The sequence below is a fragment of the Gorillibacterium massiliense genome, from assembly GCF_000455485.1.
Lineage (GTDB): Bacteria > Bacillota > Bacilli > Paenibacillales > NBRC-103111 > Gorillibacterium > Gorillibacterium massiliense.
The window spans coordinates 45,905-68,741 of sequence record NZ_CBQR020000094.1; the positions used below are offsets into that span (position 1 = coordinate 45,905).

Annotated in this window: 20 protein-coding genes, 1 tRNA gene and 1 other annotated feature; of the genes, 4 read left to right on the forward strand and 17 right to left on the reverse strand. The window is 52.1% G+C overall.

The window, feature by feature from the left end; translation table 11 throughout:
* Positions 1-21: 21 nt before the first annotated feature.
* The 4 genes from TJ79_RS11190 to TJ79_RS11205 all read right to left on the reverse strand — a co-directional run bounded on the left by TJ79_RS11190 (position 22) and on the right by TJ79_RS11205 (position 4,773).
* Positions 22-555 (reverse strand): hypothetical protein, encoded by a 534-nt coding sequence (locus TJ79_RS11190; protein ID WP_040950388.1) that lies wholly within the window; start codon positions 553-555, stop codon positions 22-24.
* A 346-nt stretch (positions 556-901) separates the two neighbouring features.
* On the reverse strand, positions 902-1,321 hold the full coding sequence (locus TJ79_RS11195) for a DUF350 domain-containing protein (RefSeq protein ID WP_040950389.1): 420 nt from the start codon (positions 1,319-1,321) through the stop codon (positions 902-904).
* 292 nt (positions 1,322-1,613) lie between these two features.
* Complete coding sequence (locus TJ79_RS11200; RefSeq protein ID WP_040950390.1) at positions 1,614-2,294, reverse strand: PspA/IM30 family protein; 681 nt, start codon at positions 2,292-2,294, stop codon at positions 1,614-1,616.
* 109 nt (positions 2,295-2,403) lie between these two features.
* Complete coding sequence (locus TJ79_RS11205; RefSeq protein ID WP_337588941.1) at positions 2,404-4,773, reverse strand: endonuclease MutS2; 2,370 nt, start codon at positions 4,771-4,773, stop codon at positions 2,404-2,406.
* A 182-nt stretch (positions 4,774-4,955) separates the two neighbouring features.
* Here TJ79_RS11205 and TJ79_RS11210 point away from each other — a divergent pair, with 182 nt between their 5' ends.
* Both TJ79_RS11210 and TJ79_RS11215 read left to right on the forward strand, forming a co-directional pair.
* Positions 4,956-5,321 carry a phage holin family protein gene (locus TJ79_RS11210; protein ID WP_040950391.1) on the forward strand — a complete coding sequence of 122 codons (366 nt, stop codon included), beginning with the start codon at positions 4,956-4,958 and terminating at the stop codon, positions 5,319-5,321.
* Positions 5,322-5,441: 120 nt separating this feature from the next.
* A complete protein-coding gene (locus TJ79_RS11215) occupies positions 5,442-5,822 on the forward strand; it encodes a cupredoxin domain-containing protein (RefSeq protein WP_040950392.1) in 381 nt (126 codons plus the stop codon).
* 52 nt (positions 5,823-5,874) lie between these two features.
* On the opposite strand, the gene TJ79_RS11220 is transcribed toward TJ79_RS11215, so the two are convergent.
* The 7 genes from TJ79_RS11220 to TJ79_RS11250 all read right to left on the reverse strand — a co-directional run bounded on the left by TJ79_RS11220 (position 5,875) and on the right by TJ79_RS11250 (position 14,545).
* Entirely contained in the window at positions 5,875-6,474 is a 600-nt protein-coding gene (locus tag TJ79_RS11220) for a CvpA family protein (protein WP_238322960.1), read from the reverse strand.
* 9 nt (positions 6,475-6,483) lie between these two features.
* Positions 6,484-8,433: a cell division protein ZapA gene (gene zapA, locus TJ79_RS11225; RefSeq protein ID WP_040950393.1), complete on the reverse strand. Its 1,950-nt coding sequence runs from the start codon at positions 8,431-8,433 to the stop codon at positions 6,484-6,486.
* 59 nt (positions 8,434-8,492) lie between these two features.
* Positions 8,493-10,946 (reverse strand): phenylalanine--tRNA ligase subunit beta, encoded by a 2,454-nt coding sequence (pheT, locus tag TJ79_RS11230; RefSeq protein ID WP_040950394.1) that lies wholly within the window; start codon positions 10,944-10,946, stop codon positions 8,493-8,495.
* A 70-nt stretch (positions 10,947-11,016) separates the two neighbouring features.
* Entirely contained in the window at positions 11,017-12,054 is a 1,038-nt protein-coding gene (pheS, locus tag TJ79_RS11235; RefSeq protein WP_040950420.1) for a phenylalanine--tRNA ligase subunit alpha, read from the reverse strand.
* 70 nt (positions 12,055-12,124) lie between these two features.
* Positions 12,125-12,376: a binding site (T-box leader), on the reverse strand.
* 90 nt (positions 12,377-12,466) lie between these two features.
* On the reverse strand, positions 12,467-13,906 hold the full coding sequence (locus TJ79_RS25955; RefSeq protein ID WP_052339504.1) for a hypothetical protein: 1,440 nt from the start codon (positions 13,904-13,906) through the stop codon (positions 12,467-12,469).
* Between the two features lie 162 nt (positions 13,907-14,068).
* Positions 14,069-14,142, reverse strand: a tRNA-Gly gene (locus TJ79_RS11245).
* Positions 14,143-14,248: 106 nt separating this feature from the next.
* Positions 14,249-14,545, reverse strand: a complete 297-nt coding sequence (locus tag TJ79_RS11250; RefSeq protein WP_420319386.1) for a DUF1294 domain-containing protein — start codon at positions 14,543-14,545, stop codon at positions 14,249-14,251.
* Positions 14,546-14,612: 67 nt separating this feature from the next.
* Here TJ79_RS11250 and TJ79_RS11255 point away from each other — a divergent pair, with 67 nt between their 5' ends.
* Positions 14,613-15,539, forward strand: a complete 927-nt coding sequence (locus TJ79_RS11255; protein WP_040950396.1) for an aldo/keto reductase — start codon at positions 14,613-14,615, stop codon at positions 15,537-15,539.
* A 128-nt stretch (positions 15,540-15,667) separates the two neighbouring features.
* Positions 15,668-16,549, forward strand: coding sequence for a PhzF family phenazine biosynthesis protein (locus tag TJ79_RS11260; RefSeq protein WP_040950397.1), 882 nt, complete (start codon positions 15,668-15,670; stop codon positions 16,547-16,549).
* 82 nt (positions 16,550-16,631) lie between these two features.
* Here TJ79_RS11260 and TJ79_RS11265 read toward each other — a convergent pair whose 3' ends face one another.
* The 6 genes from TJ79_RS11265 to TJ79_RS11290 all read right to left on the reverse strand — a co-directional run bounded on the left by TJ79_RS11265 (position 16,632) and on the right by TJ79_RS11290 (position 22,188).
* Positions 16,632-16,820, reverse strand: coding sequence for a YezD family protein (locus TJ79_RS11265; protein ID WP_040950398.1), 189 nt, complete (start codon positions 16,818-16,820; stop codon positions 16,632-16,634).
* A gap of 40 nt (positions 16,821-16,860) precedes the next feature.
* Positions 16,861-17,919 carry a sulfate/molybdate ABC transporter ATP-binding protein gene (locus tag TJ79_RS11270; RefSeq protein ID WP_040950399.1) on the reverse strand — a complete coding sequence of 353 codons (1,059 nt, stop codon included), beginning with the start codon at positions 17,917-17,919 and terminating at the stop codon, positions 16,861-16,863.
* Between the two features lie 31 nt (positions 17,920-17,950).
* Complete coding sequence (gene cysW, locus TJ79_RS11275; RefSeq protein WP_040950400.1) at positions 17,951-18,814, reverse strand: sulfate ABC transporter permease subunit CysW; 864 nt, start codon at positions 18,812-18,814, stop codon at positions 17,951-17,953.
* A 92-nt stretch (positions 18,815-18,906) separates the two neighbouring features.
* A complete protein-coding gene (cysT, locus tag TJ79_RS11280; protein ID WP_040950401.1) occupies positions 18,907-19,743 on the reverse strand; it encodes a sulfate ABC transporter permease subunit CysT in 837 nt (278 codons plus the stop codon).
* Positions 19,744-19,781: 38 nt separating this feature from the next.
* Positions 19,782-20,906, reverse strand: a complete 1,125-nt coding sequence (locus TJ79_RS11285) for a sulfate ABC transporter substrate-binding protein (RefSeq protein ID WP_040950402.1) — start codon at positions 20,904-20,906, stop codon at positions 19,782-19,784.
* Positions 20,907-21,897: 991 nt separating this feature from the next.
* Positions 21,898-22,188, reverse strand: coding sequence for a CD3324 family protein (locus tag TJ79_RS11290; protein WP_040950403.1), 291 nt, complete (start codon positions 22,186-22,188; stop codon positions 21,898-21,900).
* Positions 22,189-22,837: the final 649 nt, after the last annotated feature.

The following is a 22,837-nucleotide window of genomic DNA, read 5'->3' on the forward strand; positions in this document are numbered from 1 at the left end:
ATCGATTCGCACCCTTCGACGTTACTCTTCACCCAATACTTGAGTCAGGCGCAGCCGCCCAGGTTCGGACAGATACGTATCTGTTTTGAAGCACGAGGGACAGACATATAAACTCATATCGAGAATTTCCGGCAACAACTCCCGCTCTACCACTTGCGGTCTAACCGGGGTGAACCCGTGACCCGACAGTTGCAGCCTGCCGCCATATAGCATCAATTCACGGCAATTAGAGCATTCCGGAGCAAACTCCTGATTATCAATGATACGTTCCACATTTTCGCTGTATGCATCACGATATTTATCTTCGTTATCATAATCGTCATCGCCATCCAAGTCGTCGATCGCGTCAACTACATCATCGTCCGCATCGTCGAGGTCTTGGTCATCTTCATCATCGAGATCCGCTTCGGCTTCGGCACCCATCCGGAACGAAACGCTGCGGTATTCGCCCAACTCGTTAAAGCAATAGGGGCATTCTTCCTCCGGTCCGGTTTCCGGATCCCAAACAATTTCCGTCTGGCACCAGGGACAGATTTGTTTGTCTTTGGAACTCATGGGCAATCCCTCCTTCTATGTAGCACATCCTGTAGCACATCCATTATATACGCAAACACCCGTCATGTGGGGAAGCGACTTCACGCCAATCCTCGGCTTTCCGAGATTCTCTAATGGTAGTATAAAAAAATGGGGTGGTCAATTACGGGGTACGTCATCATTTTAACACCAATTCCCGTTATTCAAACAAGAAAATACCCGAAGCTTAAAAGAGGCCTTTCGCGAGTTCACCGAACTTACGAAAAGCCTCTGGTCTATTTATCCCCGCGTCAATTATGAAGCACATAATAGACACCGATGGCGAGAAAAACAAGGGCGAGAGCAAAAAGCATTCCCCACAAATACTTCATAATACACTTGCTCCGATTACAAACGATATGGACACCGAGATAAGAAAGGAAATGAGTCCCACGGCGTTATTGCCGTTTTTGATCTCTTCGTCGATTTTAAAATAGGGAGTCAAAATTTCAAATAAATAATAGGAGACGATCAACAGAACAAATCCGAAGCCGGCCCATGCAAGAGATTCCAGCAGCGAATCGTTGTTAAGAATGGCAAAGCGGAAAATATTGCAGATCCCGAATATTTTCCCGCCGGTGGCCATCGCCACGGCAACATTGCCCTTCTTGATCTCCTCCCAGTCGTTATACTTGGTGATCCGGTTGAATATTACCATAAACAGGATAAGTGCAATCGCCGCCACAGAGTAATAGGCAAGGGTGTTCAGGTACGGGTTTTGCAGCAAGGTATCCACCTCTTTATTCATGGCTGTTCCTCCACCAACAAATTTCCGATAGACCTGCAAAAATTCCGTTTAACGCAAGGATAAACGGCTTTCGCCGTCCCATGAGGACGAGCGACGTTTACCGTTGCGGAATAAGGCTAATTATAGTCCAAACTTATAATTTCTTATGTAGAGAGAAAGAGGCTTTCCTTAACACCCGCTCATGGTCCATGCGCCGTTTAAGGCGCCGGCCTGAATCGCCGCGCTTGGAAAGCCTCGTCTTTTGTCATCCTGCCAACGGATCCTCCTGAAAACAGGGCATCAACCGGCTGTATTACTGCTCTTGCTGCTTTTGGGAAACCTTCGCCTTCAAGGCAGCCAATTCGTCTTCCACTCCATCATTCTTATCAAGTTCCGCCAGTTCTTTATCGAGGCCGCGGTTCTTGTCGTTCAATTCCCCGCTGGCTTGCGCTTCCGCTTCCAATTGGGCGACCTTGTCGCTCATTCGGTCGAAACCGCGGGCCGCATTATCCATGCCGAAGCCGGACATCGCCTGATTGATGGATTTTTGAGCCTTGGCTGCTTCGGCGCGAGCGACAAGAAGATCCTTCTTGTTCTTCATCTTGCCGAATTCGTCCTTCATCTCCGCCAATTGGGCACGCAGGCGGTCGGCGTTTGCCTTGGCAATGTCATATTGCTGTTTCATTTCGTCATAGCGGACTTGGTGCTCTTTCTTGTCTTGCAAGGCGCGGCGAGCCAAATCCTCGTTGTTTTGCTCCAGTGCCTTTTCCGCTTGCTGCTGGCGTTTCTCTACCATATCGTAAGCTTCTTCATATTGCCCCTGGAACTTTTTCTCCACTGCGATTTGTTTGGCTACAGCGGCTTCCGCATCCAGGATATCCTGCTCCATATCGCGCAGGAACTGATTCAACATTTTTACCGGGTCCTCTGCTTTGTCCAGCAAGTCGTTAATAGAAGCAGCCGTCAAATCGCGAAGTCTTTTGAAAATACCCATGGTTCTTTTCCTCCCTATGAATAGTCATTTCATTTCGAATGGATGTTTCGTACATCCTTTTCATACGTGAGATGAGCCGGGGCGTTTCACTTTCCATAAATTCCAAGACCTATTTTAATTCGACGACCGTTACGCCGGTTCCTCCCTCATTATATGCCCCGATGCGGAAGCTTTTCACATGTTTGTGCCTGCGCAAATAATCCTGGATACCTGCCCTGAGTGCGCCGGTTCCTTTGCCGTGAATGAGGTAAACCTGCGGAAAGCTGGCGAGAAAGGATTCATCCAGAAAGCGGTCGACATCGATGATCGATTCCTCGATGTTTTTGCCGCGCAGATCCAACTCCAACCGTGCGCCTTCGTCCCGCGTCCGTTTCAATCCCGTTGTCGCTTGCTGCACCGATTGCTGCTTCTGGGGAGCCGATTTCAGCAGCTCAAGGTCGGAAAGGGCCACCTTCATCTTGAGGATGCCCAATTGCACCGTCGCTTCCTCCGGGCTAATGTCGACGATCTGACCTTTCTGGCCAAAGCTGATCACCTTCACCTCATCCCCTGTCTGCAGTGGCCGCGCTTTTTTGGGCGTGCTGCCGATCCCAGCGGGCTTCTTCGGAGCTAGTTCCGGTACCGCCTCGTCAAGGCGCCGCTTCATATCGATCAGCTGATGCTCCTTAATGGAGGAGCGTTCTTCCATCGCCAGCTTGCGCAGATCGGCGATGATCTCATCCGCTTCGCGCCGCGCTTTCTTTACCGCTTCCTCCGCATCCCGTTCCGCTTTTGCGAGCAGCCTGCCCCGCTCCTCCTCGAAACGGCGGCGCTCTTCCTCCATCTGCCGCTTCAGAAGATCGACTTCGCGGTGCTCTTTCTCCGCGCTGAGCCGTTCCGCTTCCGCCGTCAGTCGATTTTCCTCCAGTGAAGCGATCATGGATTCCACCCGCTGGTCGTCTTCACCAACTTGGCCGCGGGCATGCTCGATAATCCGCCCCGACAAACCGAGTCGCTCCGCAATAGCAAAGGCGTTACTCCGTCCGGGAACACCTACTAGAAGCCGGTAGGTGGGGCTGAGGGTATTGATGTCGAATTCCATGCTGGCGTTAATGACCCCTGCCCTCTCATAGGCATATGCCTTCAATTCGCTGTAGTGGGTCGTGGCTACCATACGGCAGCCCATGCGGTGGATGTGTTCCAATATCGATATAGCCAAAGCCGATCCTTCGGCAGGGTCCGTTCCCGCTCCCACTTCATCCAGCAGCACCAAGCTTTTCGGCGTCATCTCCCGCAAAATCGTGACGATATTGGTCATATGGCTGGAAAAGGTGCTCAAGCTTTGCTCAATGCTCTGCTCATCGCCGATATCCGCGTAAATGGCGTCAAATACGCAGAGCTGGCTGCCGTCTTCCCCCGGAACGAAAAGCCCGGCCATGGCCATCAAACTGAGCAGGCCGACGGTTTTGAGCGAAACGGTTTTGCCCCCAGTATTCGGGCCGGTGATGATGATCGTCGAAAACTTATTACCCAGTTCCACATCAAGGGGAACCACGCGATCCTTTGCTATGAGAGGATGGCGGCCTTTACGGATTTTAAGGAAGCCCCTGTCATTCATCATCGGCAGGGTCGCCTTCATTTCTCGAGCCAAAGAAGCCTTGGCAAAAATGAAATCAAGTTCACCCAAAGCTTCCAGAGTCGTTTCGAGCGGATCGGCGAAATCGGCGACTAGAGAGGTCAAGATCATGAGAATTCGTTCAATCTCCCGTTCCTCTGACAAGCGCAGTTCCCGAAGCCGGTTGTTCATCTGCACGACGGATTCCGGTTCAATGTAAAGGGTCGCTCCGGAAGCGGACTGGTCGTGAACGATTCCGCCAAAATGGCTCCGGTACTCCTGTTTGACGGGAATGACATACCGGTCGCCGCGTATGGTGATCAAATTATCCTGCAGCATCTTCTGGATGGAAGAACTCCGCACCATTTGCTCCAGCTTCTCGCGGACGCGGCCCTCGCCATTGCGCAGTTCCTGACGCAAACGGCTTAGTTCAGGGCTCGCTTTATCCGCCACAAAAGCTCCTTCGTCAATGCAATCGCGGATGCGATCTTCCAATTGCCGGTCCTCGCTGATTTGTTCAGCCAGTCTCATGAGCAGAGGAATCGGCCGGTTCTCATGGACGTTTTCGAGAAAACGGCTCAACCTGCGGGCACCCAGCATCGTATTGGCAATATCCAACAGCTCAGCGGGATTCAGCATCCCGCCGATGCGGGAGCGCTTAAGAGAAGCCCGAATATCGCGGATGCCGCCGAAAGGCGCTCCGCCCTTCAAACGGTCTGCGGCAAAGGCTTCATCTGTCGCCTGCAGGCGGTGCTTCACTTCCTCCAGCTTACCGCTTGGCTGCAGAACCTCCGCCCGGCTTTTACCGAGAGATGTAGCTGCAAGCCCGGCAAGGGTATCGCGAACTTTATGAAATTCCAGCTTATATATAATTTTACTGTCCAAAGTCGTCGTTCTCCTATTCATCATTTCATCCTTTTTATTATAGCCAATGCGGCTCCCGGAAGCCATTCGTCTATATTTCTATAAGAAAAAAATCCTCCCGCGGCAGCATTTGGATCTTACATACATCAACATCATTCAGGAGACACTACCCAATATCACGAAATCGAGGAGGATGATCCATTATGACAGTTATCGGAGCCGTAGTCCGGTTCGTCGTATCTGCCATTGCTTTGTTAGTTGCTGCATGGTTAGTTCCGGGATTCTCAGTGGGAGGTTTCGGATCCGCTTTGGTCCTTGCCCTTGTCATCGCTGTTTTGGGCTGGGTGGTGGAAAGCCTGTTCAACCGGGATATTTCTCCCTTTGGACGCGGAATCGTCGGCTTTCTGCTCTCCGCTCTTGTGATTTGGCTTTCGCAATTTATCGTCGGCAACGTCAAAGTGACCTTACTGGGAGCGCTTCTTGCCGCCCTCGTTGTCGGCATCATTGATCTTTTTGTGCCGACAGGCGTGATCGGCCGCAACAAGAACCGCAACCGCGGCAGGGCTTAAGAAAACGGTTCTGTGCGTCGTCATAATTCAGACACAGAAATCCCCTTTCCATTGATGTACAATGATAATTGTCACAATAACAATTATTATTTACGAATCGGGAAAGGGGCTTTGTCCTGCATGAAAAGAATGATGGCACTTTTTCTCACCCTGGCTTTAGCTTCCGCTTTATCCGCTTGCGGGAACAACGAGCCTTCCGCAGCTTCTGATAAAAATTCCGGTGATAAGGCTGTTGCTGCCGACGAAGAGCTTGTCATCCATGCGACCAACTATAAGTTCGATAAAGAAGAATACCACTTAACCAAAGGAAAAACAGTCAAAATCACTTTCAAAAGCCAAGGAATGCACGGCTTAGCCATCAAAGAACTGGGAGTAAATTTGAAGCGGAACAACGCCAGTAAAACGGTGACCCTCGATAAGCCGGGCACCTACGAAATCAAATGCAGCATCGTTTGCGGCAGCGGCCACAAGGACATGGTATCCAAGCTGATTGTGAGTTAATGGGAATAAAGAGAGACCGTCTCATAGAGACGGTCTCTTTCTTTTGCATCGATCAAATTTTCTTCCCATTCGAAACATCCGGCGTTTCTGCGGGAGTGTCCGATGGAGTCGATGGGGTGTTCAGATCGGAGCCTTTTATCCCCTGCAATAGTTCCGGGACGGTGTCCATAATGTACGGAACAGCTTTTGAGCCGGCAAGAGCTTTTTGCACCGGGTCCGACGGCGTAACCGACAAGACGTATACGATAACGGCAGAAAGCAATGCGGCTTCCGCTACTCCGAGGAAAGCCCCGCCCCAGCGGTTCAAGGCGTTTAAGCCGGGGATTTTGGCGACGATATTGAGCAAGTGCCCGACTGCGGACAATACGATTTTTACAGCGATGAACAAAAGCGCAAAGGAGAGCGCCCGAAGGATATAGTCATCCGCCTGCAAAGTGTGCAGCACGTATTGGTAATTCCCATACCCGGTAAAGGTACTCACGGGAATCCACTTGCTCAAATGCGGCGCCAAATCGTCGGAATAGCGGTAGGCAATATAAAAAGCAAGGACGAGTCCCACGAGGGAGACCAACTGACTGACCATGCCCCGCCGGTATCCGACAACAAAGGCGACCAAAAGTGCCGCGGCGATAATCAGATCAATGACGTTCATCGCCATCTCCTATCTGCTTCCTGCTTCCTCAGTGTCTTCTTCCATTACCAGTTCGATCCACTCGTTGTACTCTTTCTTCAGCATCTCGTATTCCTGCAGCAGACGGTCATACTTCTCGGTAAGCTCGCTATCCTCGTTAGGCCGATTGGCATTCCGCTCCTGTTCCAGGCGCAGCGCTCCCAGCAGCTTCTCGTTCTCCTCGTTTTTCAAAGCAAGCTCTTTCTCCCGCTCCTCCAAGGAGTCGCGAAGCTCATCCGTTGACTCCAACGTAGCCGCGTGCTCGGTAACCCAGCTTTCTCTTTCATGGGCTAGCCGGTTTTCCCGCTCCGTCAACTGGTTTAATTCCATGCGTACCGATAAAAGGGCATACTCCAACCCTTCTTTATCTTCAAGCCAATTGGACTCTGAGGAGGCGAAGCTCTCCCGTTCCGCGGCAGCCGCCGCTTCAAGACTACCGAGCCGCTCCTCCAGAGCGGTGCGCTCAACGTCCCATACTTTCGCAAGCTCGTCCTTTTGCCGATCCAGTTCATCCGATAAAAAGAGATCCTTGCGTTCGACTTCCTCCGCCCGGCTTGTCGCCAGCTTTTGCAGTTCTTCCTCCCGGGTCATCTCTATCAGCGCCAAATCGTCGCGATGGGACGCCTTGAGTTTGGCGATTTCATCTTCATAGGACGTTCTTATGCTGTTCCGCTCATCTTCATGGCTGGACAAAAGACGGCTTCTCTCGGCTTCCCATTCTTCCTGCTCATTCTGCCGTTCCGTATCGTGGGCGCCTCTCAAAGCCACAAGCTCTTCCCAATGGGCATCCTGGACAGACTTCATTTCTTCGCCGTAGCTCTCTTTTACCGTTTGAAGTTCTGCGATATGTTCGTTTCTCAATTTGTTCAGCTTATCGGCATCGGAGGCTTCCGTCTGGCGCAATGCTTCGGCATGCTCCTCGATCAGACTCTGCAGCTTCGTTTCATAGGCGCTCTCCTTGCCTGCAAGCTCAGCAGCATGATTTGCCTCTATTTCCGACAATTGATCGGAATGGGAGGTATCCTTTTCCTGGAGCAGTTCCAGATGCTCGCTGCGCAAACCGTTCAGTTGCTCCTCGTGAGCCGACTTCAAACTGCGCAGTTCTTCGCTGTGTTCTTGCTGGGAGCGGTCCAGCCGCTCCCGCAAATCCTTCTCACGGCGGGCTTGTTCCTCCAAGCGCACCTTCGATTTTTCCTTGTCCTTACGAAGTTCGGTGGTCTCTGTCTGCAAAACGTTCCATTTGTCCTGCAGCGTTTTCCGTTCTTGAACAAGGGTGTTGCGGATGTTTTCATATTCCTTCAGGCGTTCCGCCGACTTTGTCAGCTCTTCAGCCTGTTGTTGCAGCTTGGCGTCGGCTTTGCTTTTTTCAGACTGGCGGGCAGCTTTCTCTTCGGTGAGTGCTGTCTGGTCCGCTTCATGGTCATGCCGCAAAGCAGCGGTCTCGCTGGTCAGCGCATCATGCTCCTCGGTCAGTGTCAGCAGTTTGGCAGACGTTTCCTCGGACTGTTTGCGGTAATCGTCCCGCTCGCCGGCAACAGCCGCTCTATCAAGCTCCAGCTGCTTCCGTTCCTCAGCCCAGCGCTTCTCCGCCTCGTGAAACCGCTCCAGCTCTTCCTGCTGAGCTGCGTTCAGCTCCCGCAATTCATCTGCGCGGGCAGCCTTATCCCTGAGCTCGGAGACGTTTTGCTCCAGCCTCTTAGTGCGAACCGTGTTTTCTTCCCATTCATCCTTCAGCTTCGTCAGGTCATCGGCCATATTGAATGCGGCCAATACCGCGATTTTCGTCGTGTCCAACCGCTCGTTGGAGCCGGCGATCTGATGCATTTGTTCATTAACCTGGGCCGCGATGCGCTTCATATAGCCCGGGCTAGTCGTACCTTTCAATCGGTAAGATGATCCGTATATGTCAACCGTAAGCCGCGTCTTTTCTTCCGGATTCAAATCAAAAACCTCCTTTTACGCGTTGTTTACATATTCGCGGAACTCCGTCCCGGTTCCTGCTATTTTCTCAGTTCAGCCGCAAAAGTTTGCTCGAGAGCCGTGACAACTTTGCCGTGGAGCTCCGTCACTTCTTCGTCGGTCAATGTTCTTTCCGGATGGCGGTAGATTAAGGACAACGCCGCGCTCTTGCGGTTTTCTCCCAACCGTTCCCCGGTATAAATATCAAAGATATCGGCATGTTCCAGCAGCTCGCCTGCCGTCTCCTTCACCTTGGCCAGCATCTCGCCTACAGGCACGGACGCATCCACAACAACCGCGATATCCCGGCTGATCACAGGGTGGCGAGGTATCGGTTTATAGGTGACGGCAAAATCAGCATATTGGCTGAGGGTATCCAGTTCAACTTCAAATACGAAGGTGTCGCCCAAGCTCTTCTCGCGCTGCAGATCAGGGTGCAATTGGCCCAAAAAGCCCACGGGTACTTGTTTACCATCCACAGGAAGCACGATTTCCGCCGTGCGTCCCGGATGATAGCCTGCCGGTGCTGCCGCCCGGTAGACCGTAGCGGGAAGGCCAAGAACGGCCGCAACCTTTTCAAAAATCCCCTTCAGGTCATAAAAATCAAACTTCTCCGGTTTGGCCGCCCAATGCATCCCCGTCCGGTTACCGCTCAAAATAACGGACAGCAGCAATCTCTCGGTAGGCTGCTCGCTGATGGCTTTTTCCATGGATACGTACGCTTTGCCGATTTCGAACAAAGCCACATCCCCCATGTTGCGGTTGCGGTTGTACTGCACCGTTTCCAAGAGTTGGGGAACAAGGCTGGTGCGAAGTACGCTGTGCTCCTCGCTCATGGGCATGGCCAGCGGAATCGGGTTGGCTTCCTTATAAGCGCCGGGGAACTCCTTGTTCGCATCCGGATGCACCAGCGAGTAGGAAATCACTTCGCTCAGTCCGTTGTCAATAAGCATGGATCGCAGACGGCGACGGATTTTTTGCTCCGCCGAGAGCGAGCCCGGCGTCGTCACCCCGGACATCAGCGTGGTGGGGATCTCGTCGTAGCCGTTCAAACGGGCAATTTCTTCGATCAGATCAACCCCGCCGGTTATGTCTCCGCGGCGTCCGGGAGCATAAACCGTGTATACAGTATTGCTGCCTGTACCTTCGGTTGTAAAAGGGAAAACCAGTTTCGTGAAAATATTCGCCACTTGATCGGCGGTTAGTTCCGTACCCAAATGGGCGTTCACTTTTTCCAGAGACAAGGTGACTTTAATCGGCTCTGCCTTCCGCGGCGCGGATTCCGCATAGCCTTGGGCGGCTTTACCACCGGCGTACAAGCACATCAGCGAGAGGGCGCGGTTCAGCGCGTCGGTTACCGCATCGGCGTTAACCTCTTTCTCGAACCGCTGGCTTGCTTCTGAGCGCAGCGCCAACTGGCGGGAAGTGCGGCGCACCGAAGCGCCGGAGAACTTGGCGGCTTCCAGCATGATCCGCGTTGTCTCTGCACTCACTTCGGTGCTTGCTCCGCCCATAACGCCGGCTAAGCCGATAGGCGCCCTGCCGTCGGTGATAACCAGCATGTGCGGCTCCAAGGTCCGCTCGACGTCGTCGAGGGTGACCAGCTTTTCTCCAAGCTGGGCGGTGCGTACGCCGAGGACTCCGCTCTGCAGCTTATCGGCGTCATAGGCATGCAGCGGCTGGCCGTATTCCAACATGACATAGTTGGTGATGTCGACCACGTTGCTGATGGGGCGAACGCCTGCAGCCATGAGCCGTAACTGCATCCACAAAGGCGACGGCGCGATGGTCAGCCCTTCGGCAAATCCTGCCGAAATGTAAGGACATGCCGCTTCGTCTTCGACGGAGAGCTTGATTTTGTCTGCCGCTTGTTCACCGGTGACGGCAAGCCCATCTTGCGGATCGGGCAGTTTGACATCCCGGCCGAGAATAGCTGCGATCTCATAAGCCACGCCGATCATGCTCAAGCAATCGGAACGGTTCGGCGTCAGATCCAGATCGAGAATCTCATCATCCAGGCCGAGCACGCTGAGAATGCTTTCGCCAACAGGCGTTTCAGGAGGCAGAACGTAGATCCCTTGCTGAATCTCCTTCGGCATGTAGCGATCGTTGATCTCCAGTTCCTTGGCGGAACAGATCATCCCTTGGGACTCTACGCCCCGCAGCTTGGCCCGCTTGATTTTGAAATCGCCAGGCAGTACCGATCCGATCACCGCAACCGGCACCTTTTGCCCAGCCGCCACATTGGCGGCGCCGCAGACGATCTGCAGATCCTGCTCCCCGCCGACATCCACGGTACATACATTCAGCTTATCCGCATCCGGGTGCTTTTGCTTTTCTTTAACATAACCGACAACAACGCCGTTGACGCCTTTGTTCAGCTTTTCGACTCCATCGACTTCAATACCGCTGCGGGTCAATTTCTCCGCCAGATCTTCCGCCGTATAGCCGGAAAGGTCCACATATTCCGATAACCACCGGTATGATACTTTCATCTATATCACGTCCTTATTTCAATTTCACACACTTTGCATTTCGTTGCCTGCGTTGTTAAACGCTGTTCCCTTACAGCTTGCTGAACTGCTTCAACAAGCGCATATCATTGGTGTAAAAATGCCGGATATCGTCGATCCCGTACTTCAGCATAGCAATCCGTTCTACGCCCATGCCGAAGGCGAAGCCGCTGTATACCTCCGGATCGTATCCCTGCATGCGCAGCACGTTGGGATGCACCATCCCGGAGCCCAAAATCTCGATCCAACCGCTGCCTTTGCACGTCCGGCAGCCAACGCCCCCGCACATCATACAGGAAACGTCAACCTCGGCACTAGGCTCAGTGAAGGGGAAAAAGCTGGGACGAATCCGGATGCGGGTGTTCGGCCCGAACATTTCCTTGGCGAACTGGAGCAGCGTTCCCTTCAGATCGCTCATGCGGATTCCTTTATCCACCACGAGCCCTTCGATCTGCGTGAATTGATGGGAGTGGGTGGCGTCGTCCTCATCCCGCCGGTAAACCTTGCCGGGGCAAATAATTTTCACGGGCACGTGTCCCTCTAGACGCTTCAGCGTTCTCGCCTGCACCGGCGACGTATGGGTCCGCATCAGCAGCTCCTCGGTGACATAGAACGTATCCTGCATATCCCGGGCGGAGTGGTTTTTCGGCATGTTCATCGCTTCAAAGTTGTAATAATCCGTCTCCACCTCCGGCCCTTCTTCCACGGTATAGCCCATACCCGTGAAAATATCCTCGATCTCGCGGATCACCCGGCTCAAGGGATGCTCCGTTCCCGCCGGCACCGATTGGCGGCCAGGCAACGAAACGTCGATGGTTTCACCCTTCAGCTTCTCAGCGGTTTCCTGTTTTTGCACTTCTTCCTGCTTCGCATCCAAAACCTGCTCAATAGCTTGGCGGACGTCATTCGCCACTTGGCCAATGATCGGACGCTCTTCCGCACTCAGAGCACCCATGCCCCGCAAAATTTCCGTGAGCGGCCCTTTTTTTCCTAAATATTTGACCCTCAGGTCCAGCAGCTCCTGGCTGTTGCCGGCTGCCTCCAGTTCCCGCAACGCTTCAACCTTCAACGCTTCCAAACGATCTCTCATGACATCTTTCGCCTCCGATTTCCTGTCTTGCTTTTCCTCCGATAAAGCCAAAAACGGCGTCCTCATCCCGATAAGGGACGAAAACGCCGTGGTACCACCCTTGTTAAGGTCCGCTGCCCGCATTAAACTCGCATGGCAACATGCCCTTCACTTTAACGAATTAACGGCTCGTGCCGGTACCCTCTACTTACGCCGAAAAGACGGTTCAAGGAACTGCTCCGGAGCGAACTTCGGCAGCCTGATTTCCCGAAAGCCCTCTCAATCTACGGGGCCTTCTCCCTGTCGGAAAGCACTGCGTACTCTTCTCCATCGATGCATTTTTGTTGTGAATTACCCCATATTATAGGAAAAATCCCCGCACGATGCAAGCCGCGACTTGCCCTTTCCAAAAAAAACCTCGCATTTGCCATTCTCACTTGGTAATGACCGGAATAAGCGAGCCATCCTTGTATTCATATTGCCGTTCCCCATCATCAAATCCGGCGATGAACACCTTTTTCCCGGCGCTAGTCGATGAGTCTGCGACATAGACCGACTTGGCCCCCAAAGCCTGCGCCACATCGGCAGATTCGAAGCCTGCGCCTGTCCAGCGGTAAAGCTCCAGATATGTTGGAGTGCCATACTGAGCCGTTATTTCGTTAATGCCATCGCCATCAAAATCGGCATAACGGGCATATCCGGACTCTACCGCCAAAAAGGGCTTGGGTATCCCATCTGTCAGGTCAAAAAAGTAGGTTGCCGCATAAGCAGCCCCATACGTGCCGGTAGCGGTCAGCGTCTTTTTGCCGAATAACGAATCAATCGATACTTCCGGCGCCCCCCGATAAGCGTAAGCCATAGCGCCAAAGACGCCCAAATCATAAGATTTACCGTCATGTACGAAATAGGCATGCAGATTTTCCGTGTCTCCCTTTTTCCGGTAGGTGACAAACCGATCTCCTGCAATGGGATTATCTTCGATCACTTCCGCTACATCCGATGCTTTCAAAACAGTCACTTTGCGGTCTGGCGGTAGCGCCACCTTTTGAAAATCGAGAGGAGCCGCCGCTCCGCCGCCTTTGCTGTCAAGCTGCTCGGTTCGGATTAATACCATCATCTTTCGGTCGTAATCTGGAGTGAATACGTAACGGATGGGGAAATCTTGACCTGCTCCTTGAGGAGTCTCTGTAATCAACTGTCCATTTACTACCTTCGGCCGTTTGTTCGCCTCCAAGGAGGTAGTGAAAGAATCGGAGATACCGGGCTCATTCCTATTTTGGTCAAACTGAAGCATCATCCCATGCCCGTCTTTCTCCGCGAACAGGTAAAAGGGAATGCCGTGGCAGCCCGTATACTGAGGATAATACAGCAGTCCTTCTGCGCCGGGCAGTGCGATGGTTGACATCATCTCCGGCTCAAGGCTTTGGCTGACGAGCGGGGATTCCGTCACCTTCCCCACAACCTGGGGCTGACCTCCGGTTGGGGTGTAGACCACCTGATAGTTCCCGGTGAACGAATAGTCGGTTTCGATTCCATAACAGCTTGGCGCGCCCAGTTTGGCCACCTGCTCCTCCCCGGATGGAACGATGGTCCACTCCCCTCCTGAGGTGCGGCCTATTGCCCGGGGCGTATTCGGAGGCGGAACAGATAAATCATCGTCCTCTTGCACATTGGAGGTTGCAGACGGAGCAATGGTTTGTGCAACAGGCGAGCCCCCCGTCGGCGTTCCCATTGGGTCTCCTCCAAGCCTGCCATTCCCGATCCATACCGCGCTTACGATTACAACCAGTGCAATCCCCAACCCGATCCCCAAACTTTTTCCCGTTCTCATCCGTTTCGCCATGCGCCTCATCCCGTTCCCTTTCTTTCCCATTCTGTGTCTCTAATAGACGATGACGGATGGCGAAAAGTTATCATACAAACCATGATGCAACACAATCCACACCACTGGTTTTAATGCGAGCCTTTTGCTCTCTTTCCGAAAAATGAACACAAAAAAACCCTTGGCGTCCAAGGGTTTCAGAAGGCAATATGTTGGAGCGGGTGATGGGAATCGAACCCACGCTACCAGCTTGGAAGGCTGGAGTTCTACCATTGAACTACACCCGCAGATTCAATAGAACAACTGCGGTCCTATCAAACAAAAGTCACTATACCACGCAGGTAAACAAAATGCAACCCGGATGCCGGCAATCGCTTTCCTTAACATCCTGCTCTATTTTCCTATCACCGTATACAGATACCCTGTTGCGGCAGCATTCCAGATGAGCAGAAGCGGGATGCCCAGGCGGAAGGAATTATGCAGTGTCTTATGGCGAAAACGGTTCATGCCCAGCATGATGCCGAGCGCGCCTCCTATAGCGGCCAGTCCGAATAGCCGCGCTTCCGGAACTCTACGTTTCTTTTTTCGGGCTCGGGCTTTGTCGCTGCCCATGAGGAAGAAGGCGATGATATTTACTACTACGATATAAAGAGTGAGTGCGGTAAACATAACGGATTCACGCCTTTCCATTTTTGTAGCCGGAGGAAATTGGTGTATGATAGTAGACATCATACCGATAAGACGGGAGGAATGGCAAGTGAAATACCGCAGATTAGGAAAAACCGATATGAAGGTGTCCGTCATCGGCGTCGGTACTTGGCAATTCGGCGGCGAGTGGGGAAAATCCTTCGCTCAGGAAGAAGTGAACCGCATTCTCGGACGAGCGAAGGAGCAGGGCATCAATCTGCTGGATACGGCGGAGTGCTACGGCGACCATCTATCCGAAGAGCTCATCGGCGGTTACCTGGCTCAGGATCGTCGGGAAGATTGGATTGTCGCCACCAAATTCGGCCATCACTTCCATGAAAAATTCAGCCGTACTGATGTTTTCACGCCAGATGACGTTTTGAAGCAGTTGGAGGCATCCCTCAAGGCGCTGCGAACCGATTATGTTGACCTTTACCAATTCCATTCCGGACCGGATGCCGTTTTTGACAACGACGCCCTGTGGACCGCTTTGGACAAGCAGGTGCAAGCGGGAAAAATCCGCCATCTGGGCATCTCCATTGGCAGCAACAAAAACATCCATCAAACCTCGGCCGCCAGCCGTATCGGCGCTTCCGCCATTCAGGTCGTATACAACCGTCTGGAACGGGAGCCGGAGTCGGAAGTATTCCCCTCCTGCCAGGAGCAGGATTTGGGCGTATTGGCGCGGGTGCCGTTGGCCAGCGGTTATTTAAGCGGAAAATATAAACCCGGCGCCACCTTCGGCGCAGGCGACGTGCGGCACCGCCACGATCCGGCGGCAGTCGAACGCAAGCTGAAGGAAGTAGAGTCTATCCAGGCAAACGAAGTGCCGACAGGCATGGACATGGCCAAATGGGCGCTAGCCTGGTGCCTAAAACACAATGCGGTCACCGCCGTAATCCCCGGCTGCAAAAACGAAGAGCAGGTCGACGCCAACGCGGCAGCGGCTGAGCTCTTAAGCGACAACCATCCCCAGGCATGGAAACCTGCGGAATAATTGACTTCCAACCGGTTTGCCTGAGGGCAAGCCGGTTTTTTCCCATTTTTTGATCCATCCTTGACCATCTCCATGTATTCTCGCTATAGTGGTGTGTAACAAAATGGTAAGAGGAGGATGGTTGAGTTATGAAATACCATGTTGTCGATGTTTTTGCGCAAACCAAATATGCGGGGAACCCGCTAGCCGTATTTATCGGAGCGGGGCATTTGTCCGGCGAGGAAATGCAGGCAATCGCGCGGGAGATCAACTATGCGGAAACCACCTTTGTCTTATCGGAGGATCAGCGGAACGGCGGGTACGATGTGCGGATCTTTACGACGAACTACGAGTTGCCATTTGCCGGGCATCCTTCTTTGGGCACCGCCTACATCATTCGCAAGGAGATCATCAAGCAGCCCGTTGAAACGGTAACGCTGAACTTGAAAGCCGGCCAAATCCCCGTTTCCTTCGGTGAGGGCGCGGCTTCTCCGCTCACGATGAAACAAATACCGCCGCGTTTCGGCGAAACCTTGACGGCGGACGATCTGGCAGCGGTACTGGGGATTTTGCCTGAGGATATCGACAGCCGCACCCCCATTCAAGTCGTAAACAACGGTATCGGCGCGGCCATCGTGCCTTTATCCACGCTGCAAGCGGTCAAAAGCTGCCGCATCAACCGTGACGCGTTTCGTTCATTCCTGAACCGCAACGGTATAATCACCTTGTTGGTTTATACGCCCGAGGCCGTGGAGGCCGGACACGATGTGCACGTTCGTGTCTTTGTCGATGATAATGGGTTTCCGGAAGACCCGGCTACGGGATCGGCATGCGGCTGTCTGGCCGGCTATTTAGTCAAACATCGGATATTCGGCTCCGCGTCCATCGATGTGAAAGCGGAGCAGGGCTATGAAATCGGACGCCCTTCCCTTCTCTATCTGAAAGCAGATGAACAAGAAGACGGCAGCATCTCCGTTTCCGTTGGAGGAAACGTGATCCCCGTCGCGCATGGCGAATGGCTGCAAGCTTAAAAAAAGAACCTATCTGATCCTTTCGGATGGATAGGTTCTTTCTTTTTGACTTCCTGCTCATGAGATGGCGGCTTGCGGCGATTCACCGGGCTTCTCTGCGTTTGTTCGACAGCTCATCCCCGGAAGGATCAAACCGTTTGCGGTCCGTTTTGTCGATCTGAACAATACGGCCTTCATGAACGACGATCTGTACTGTTCCATAAAGCATTCCGTTCAGGGTATCTGTTAACAGGCTAGCCGTCTTCTCATCCAACTCCAATGGTTTTGCCATTTAACCAATCCCTCTCTTTCCATAGTACCTGCTCTTTAAATTAAATGTAGATGGGCATCGGGTCGACTTTGCGGGCATTCTCCAGCATCGAACCCGATTGGTCATCGAAGCAGTACAAACGGTGAATGAGCAATCCGACTTCCTCTCCGATCTCCAGCGGTTCCTTCTCCAAGGAACGGTACGCTAACAGCCGATGGGCGCCGGTGTCCACCTCAACCTCCCAAGTGGTGCCCCGGAAGTACAAATTGCGGACGATGCCGGTTTCCAGCACCGAAGTCAGCGGGCTCTCCGAATCCTTCGAAATTTCGATAAATTCCGGACGGATCATCGCTTTCGTACCCGCAGTCTGATTCTCGAAGCCTTTCAGCTTGGAACAATCCTCGATCTGGTTAGACTCTCCGATGAAAGAAGCGACAAAAGGCGTAGCCGGCTCCTTGTAAATCGCCCAAGGACTGCCTTTCTGTTCCAGCTTGCCACGGCTGATCACCATGATTTCATCGGCCACTTCCACGGCTTCCTCCTGATCATGGGTCACGAAGATCGTCGTGATCTTTACCCGGTCGATCATTTCTTTCAACCAAGTGCGCAGCTCCTTACGGACTTTCGCATCGATGGCGGCAAAAGGCTCATCCAAGAGCAGCAGCTGCGGTTCTGGAGCGATAGCCCGGGCAAAAGCGACCCGCTGCCGCTGGCCTCCGGAGAGCTGATGAGGCAGCCGCTTGCCCAAGCCGTTCAGACCGGTCAGCTCGATCAACTCTTCCACCCTGGCGCGGGTTTCTTTTTTGTCTCTTTTTTGCACGGTGAGACCGAAGGCGATGTTATCATAAACCGTCATATGCTTGAACAAGGCATAGTTCTGAAAAACAAAGCCGATGCCCCGCTTCTGCGGCGGCGTGTTTTCCACCCGTACGCCATGAAAATAAATCTCACCCGAATCCGGCTGCTCAAGTCCGGCCAGCATGCGCAAAATCGTTGTTTTCCCGCCGCCGCTCGGTCCTAAGAGCCCGATCAGCTGGCCTTCCCCGATTTCAAAGCTGACGTTATCTACGGCAGCCTGCTTGGCATATTGCTTGCTAAGGTTTTTGACACTGATGTGCATCGGGAATCCCTCCTTCATGATATCGGACCTATCAGGCATGCTTGTGCTTCCATTCAACCAAAGCCTTAATCAAAAGCGTGACCATGGCCAGGAGCACCAGCAGAGACGCACAGGCAAAAGCGGCGGAAAATTGATATTCGTTATACAAGATCTCCACATGCAGCGGCAGCGTATTGGTCTTTCCGCGGATATGGCCGGATACGACGGATACAGCGCCGAACTCCCCCATCGCCCGGGCGTTGCACAGGATCACCCCGTACAGCAGCCCCCATTTGATATTCGGCAAGGTGACTTTGCGGAAAATTTGCCAGCCACTCGCCCCCAAACTAACCGCCGCCTCCTCTTCCGTAATCCCTTGAGCTTGCATAAGCGGAATCAGTTCTCTTGCGACAAAAGGAAACGTAACGAAGACCGTGGAAAGGATGATCCCGGGCACGGCAAAAATGATCTTGATGTCATGCTCGGAAAGAAACGGTCCAAACCAACCCCGCGACCCGAACAGCAAGACGAAGACCAAACCGGCGATAACAGGCGAAACGGAAAATGGCAAGTCGATCAGGGTCAGCAGCACGTTTTTGCCCTTGAACCGGAATTTCGTAATCGACCACGCCGCAGCAAGACCAAAGAGAGTATTGAGCGGAACGGCAATGAGAGCAACGGTCAAGGTCAATCGGATCGCAGACCACGCTTCCTTTTCCCGCAATGCCGCAAAATAGAGGTCAACCCCTTTTTTGAAGGCTTCAGCGAAAACGGAAATGAGCGGAAGCACCAGAATGACGAGTAGAAATAGAAGAGCGATGCTGGTCAATACCCATTTGATCCAAACCGGCTCATCAATATGGCGCGGTCGTACGGCAGAACGGACAGCCGGCTGCGCTTGTGCGGTCACGGACATAGCAGAAACCTCCTGTTGAAGCTTATGAATGCCATAATTTTCACTTATATATGGCCGAGCTTAAATCCCGCTATGCGGGCTATCGTTTCCAGTCAGCGGGGCAGCATCTTCTGATTGGTCTTCCACTGCACCAGGTTGATGACGAGCAGCAACACGAAGGAGAGGGTCAGCATGACCGCGGCGATAGACGTCGCCCCGACGTAGTCGAACTGCTCCAGCTTCGTCATAATGAGCAGCGGCGTAATTTCCGTTTTCATCGGCATGTTGCCGGAGATGAAGACGACCGATCCATACTCCCCTAAGGAACGGGCAAAAGCCAGGGCAAACCCGGTAAGAAGCGGCGGCAGCAGTTCCGGAAAAATGATCTTGCGGAAAGTGCGCAAACGGTTCGCTCCCAAACCGGCTGCCGCTTCTTCGGTCTCCTTATCCAGTTCCTCCATCACAGGCTGCAGAGTACGGACGACGAAGGGCAGCCCAATAAAGGTGAGAGCGATAATGATGCCTAGCGGCGAATAGGCGGATTTAATGCCCCAGCCATTCAAAATGCTCCCTACCCACCCGTTTTTCGCATAGATAGAAGTAAGGGCGATCCCTGCCACCGCTGTCGGCAGCGCAAAAGGGATATCAATAATCCCATCGATGAGCCGCTTCCCCGGAAAACGGTACCTCACCAACACCCAAGCCACCAGCAAGCCGAACACGGCATTGATGGCAGCTGCGATGAAGCTGGTATATAGGCTCAGTTCGTAGGAGGCGACCACCCGCGGATTGGAAATCGTCTTCCACAGGCTGCTCCAGCTCTGATCCGCCGTCTTCAGAAAAACAGCGGACAGCGGAATCAGAATAATCAGGCTCAGATAGAGAATCGTAAAGCCCATGGACAAGCCGAATCCGGGGAGAACGCTTTTTCTTTTCCTGACTCGAGTCATAGAAGGGTTCCTCCGATTGCCTCTTTATCTCACAGATGTTAAGGCTTATAAATTTGGTCGAATACGCCGTTATCGGCAAAATGGGTCTTTTGCGCGTTTTGCCAGCCGCCGAAGAGACTGATGTCAAACAATTCGATATTCTTGAAGTGGTCTTTGAATTTATCGTAAATCGCTTGATTCGTCGGACGGTAATAGTTTTGCGCCGCAATAGTCTGGCCTTCGTCCGTATACAGATACTTAAGATATGCCTCCGCGACTTCCCTTGTTCCGCGTTTATCCACTACTTTATCGACGACGGATACGGGAGGTTCTGCCTTAATGCTGATGGACGGGTAAACAATTTCGTATTTGTCCTTACCCAGCTCATTCAACGAAAGATAAGCTTCATTTTCCCAGGACAACAGTACGTCGCCGATGCCTTTTTCAACAAACGTGGTCGTTGACCCCCGCGCACCAGAATCCAGTACCGGCACATGTTTGTATAGCTGGGTGACGAATTCTTTAGCCTTCGCCTCATCATTGTTATTCTTCTTCAGAGCGTAACCCCATGCCGCCAAATAGGACCAGCGGGCGCCGCCGGAAGATTTCGGATTAGGTGTGATGACTTCGACCTTATCCTTGATCAAGTCGTCCCAATCTTTGATGCCTTTGGGATTCCCTTTCCGCACAAGGAAGACGATAGTCGATGTATAAGGCGAGCTGTTCAGGTCGAGCCGTTTTTGCCAGTCTTTATTGATCAAGCCGGTATCGGCAATAGCATCAATGTCATAGGCTAATGCCAGGGTGACAACATCGGCTTCCAGTCCGTCAATGACGGAGCGGGCTTGCGAGCCTGAACCGCCGTGGGATTGCTGGAAGGTTACCTTCTGACCGGTTTTCTCCAGCCAATATTTCGCAAAAGCTTCATTGTAGGCTTTATATAACTCCCGTGTTGGATCATAAGATACATTGGTGAGCTCCACAGGTTTGAGATCCGCTTTCTTTGTCGGCGCTGCCGTTTGTTCTCCGCTATTCGTTTGAGCCGCCTTTGTCGGTGCTGCCGAAGCTTCATCTTTTTTGCCGTCGCCGCAAGCAGCCAGGCTAAAAGTCAATGCTCCTACGATGGCCAGAGACGTTCCTTTTCCGAACCAACTTTTCCATGCCCCCGATATTCCTCTTCCCATACTTCATTATCTCCTTTCGTTCGTTAACCCGCAGATTAGAGCGACGCCCCACTTATAAACAGGATATGCGTTTGTCTTTACAAGAAGGCTGTAGATGATTGATTCACGAACCTCCATTGGTTCCTCGCTCCGGTCATCCGGTCACAAAGTTATGATATTAATCCGATGGAAATAATGTGATTTAAAAGCATATTAGCACCCACAGTTTGCTCGCGTCAATCTATTTTTTCATGTTTTTCCTTATCTTTGAGCGAACGGATTCGAGAATCGGAGAAAAATTGAACTTGAGAGCGATTTCACATGAAAAAGTGGAGATAATTCACTCTTGACGCTCTTTATTTGAATTTTTAGAATATTTACAAAATTAACACAATGGGCTATGATAAAGCCAAGGAAAGCGGAACAACAACGTTCCAATGTTGCAGCTTTCCATCCCATAAGCAAACTCGTACCCTTTGCAATAGTCGGGATTAGGCGGGTGTTAAACGTGAATATTCCTAGGAAAGGAATACACGCACCAATCTTGTCAAGGTCAAGTTGATCCCCGAACGGACACAAAGGAATACGGGAATGAAAGGGGATAGTCCAATGGAATAGGGTCAGGCGAGCATGTTTATGCGCTTTACGTCAGTAAGGAGAATGAAGTGACAGCATTTTCCTGTAAGGGGCAGGCATGCAGGAGCGATTGAACCCGGAAAGGGCAAGCAACAAAAGCAAACCACGTATTATGCAGCCAGATTCGTCATAAAGGGCAAAACGGATTTCCAACCCCTCAGGTTGACTCCTGATGTGGTAAAGAGCATGCGAAGCATGTCAGGAATGTGGAAGAAAAAATCTGAAGAGCATGCGAAGCATGAATCTAGCAGGAGGTTTGGGTAAGAAAAGTGAATATTGCAATACATGAAAAATAGACCTCGCTGGTTCTAGCTAACCAATGCGGGGTCTATTTGTGTTCTCAAATGAGAAACGGGAACCCCATGGGGGCTCCCGCTTATCTAGCCGTTCCGGACAGCGCGCACCGCGTTTTGATGATAATTTTGCGGATGCTGTCCTCGGATAAATGGTATTTGCAAATCAGGTCTTTCATGGTCCATCCGGTTCTGTAGAGATTGTAAATCTCCCGATTGCGAATTTCCATGACCTTCCGTGTTCCGTTGTTTTCTCCCCAACCCGCGCGTTTTTGCTCTTTTTTGGGGATATATACGATCTCACCCTGAATGTAGTCCTGCAATTGGCTCAGCAGGCTAGGGGGAAGAATGTCCTTTCCGTTCTTGTAGCTCACTGTATAGTACCTCCCTATGATTGTTCGCGTTTTTATCCATGTTTCCATTCATGCCGTTCATGCCTGCAGTTGCGAAATACGCAGCGCCTTTGCTGCCCGTGCTGTCAATAATCAACATTTTTAAACATCTCCTTTCTTAGATTTTGGTAGTGGAATAATCTTTTTGAAAAACAAAAAAACACGATACCCGTATCGTGCCTGCCCGAAAAACACATGAAATTGGCTCAGGGACGGATAGTTTCATTGTGCTATTCAGTTGGTAGACACCTCAAACTGATCTGTGAACTTTACCATCTTCTTCAACACTCCTTCCCTGAAATATGTATGGAGACCATCTGGTTTCCGCTTCCAGTATACCCGATGATCGTGAAACCAAGCAAGATAAATCTTCTTGTTTGGCGCTATAGACGGGAGGCTTTGCAGCCTCCCGCGCGCCATAGCGGTTTCCGCCGTTAAGCGGAAACCACCTCATTCGCGTTTACCACTGGAATCACGCTCCTCTCAACAAGAATGCGCCGCCGGCATCTTTATTAACTCACATTTTACCGGTGTGCCTCAAGGGAAAGAATCCGTTTATTTGATCTTTCCTGTCCCGTTGGAACGGCAGCAAGGTTCCGCCGCTTATTCCCAGGTCAACTGCGGGCGTTTG

What these genes read in the sequence shown, in the direction of transcription:
- TJ79_RS11250 (WP_420319386.1), bottom strand. Translation starts at nt 14,545, where the DNA reads ATGGAAAGGCGTGAATCCGTTATGTTTACCGCACTCACTCTTTATATC.
- TJ79_RS11270 (WP_040950399.1), bottom strand. Translation starts at nt 17,919, where the DNA reads ATGCACATCAGTGTCAAAAACCTTAGCAAGCAATATGCCAAGCAGGCT.
- TJ79_RS11210 (WP_040950391.1), top strand. Translation starts at nt 4,956, where the DNA reads ATGACAGTTATCGGAGCCGTAGTCCGGTTCGTCGTATCTGCCATTGCT.
- TJ79_RS11285 (WP_040950402.1), bottom strand. Translation starts at nt 20,906, where the DNA reads ATGGGAAGAGGAATATCGGGGGCATGGAAAAGTTGGTTCGGAAAAGGA.
- TJ79_RS11220 (WP_238322960.1), bottom strand. Translation starts at nt 6,474, where the DNA reads ATGAACGTCATTGATCTGATTATCGCCGCGGCACTTTTGGTCGCCTTT.
- TJ79_RS11200 (WP_040950390.1), bottom strand. Translation starts at nt 2,294, where the DNA reads ATGGGTATTTTCAAAAGACTTCGCGATTTGACGGCTGCTTCTATTAAC.
- TJ79_RS11190 (WP_040950388.1), bottom strand. Translation starts at nt 555, where the DNA reads ATGAGTTCCAAAGACAAACAAATCTGTCCCTGGTGCCAGACGGAAATT.
- pheT (WP_040950394.1), bottom strand. Translation starts at nt 10,946, where the DNA reads ATGAAAGTATCATACCGGTGGTTATCGGAATATGTGGACCTTTCCGGC.
- pheS (WP_040950420.1), bottom strand. Translation starts at nt 12,054, where the DNA reads ATGAGAGATCGTTTGGAAGCGTTGAAGGTTGAAGCGTTGCGGGAACTG.
- cysW (WP_040950400.1), bottom strand. Translation starts at nt 18,814, where the DNA reads ATGTCCGTGACCGCACAAGCGCAGCCGGCTGTCCGTTCTGCCGTACGA.
- TJ79_RS11195 (WP_040950389.1), bottom strand. Translation starts at nt 1,321, where the DNA reads ATGAATAAAGAGGTGGATACCTTGCTGCAAAACCCGTACCTGAACACC.
- TJ79_RS11215 (WP_040950392.1), top strand. Translation starts at nt 5,442, where the DNA reads ATGAAAAGAATGATGGCACTTTTTCTCACCCTGGCTTTAGCTTCCGCT.
- cysT (WP_040950401.1), bottom strand. Translation starts at nt 19,743, where the DNA reads ATGACTCGAGTCAGGAAAAGAAAAAGCGTTCTCCCCGGATTCGGCTTG.
- TJ79_RS11265 (WP_040950398.1), bottom strand. Translation starts at nt 16,820, where the DNA reads ATGGCAAAACCATTGGAGTTGGATGAGAAGACGGCTAGCCTGTTAACA.
- TJ79_RS25955 (WP_052339504.1), bottom strand. Translation starts at nt 13,906, where the DNA reads ATGGGAAAGAAAGGGAACGGGATGAGGCGCATGGCGAAACGGATGAGA.
- TJ79_RS11260 (WP_040950397.1), top strand. Translation starts at nt 15,668, where the DNA reads ATGAAATACCATGTTGTCGATGTTTTTGCGCAAACCAAATATGCGGGG.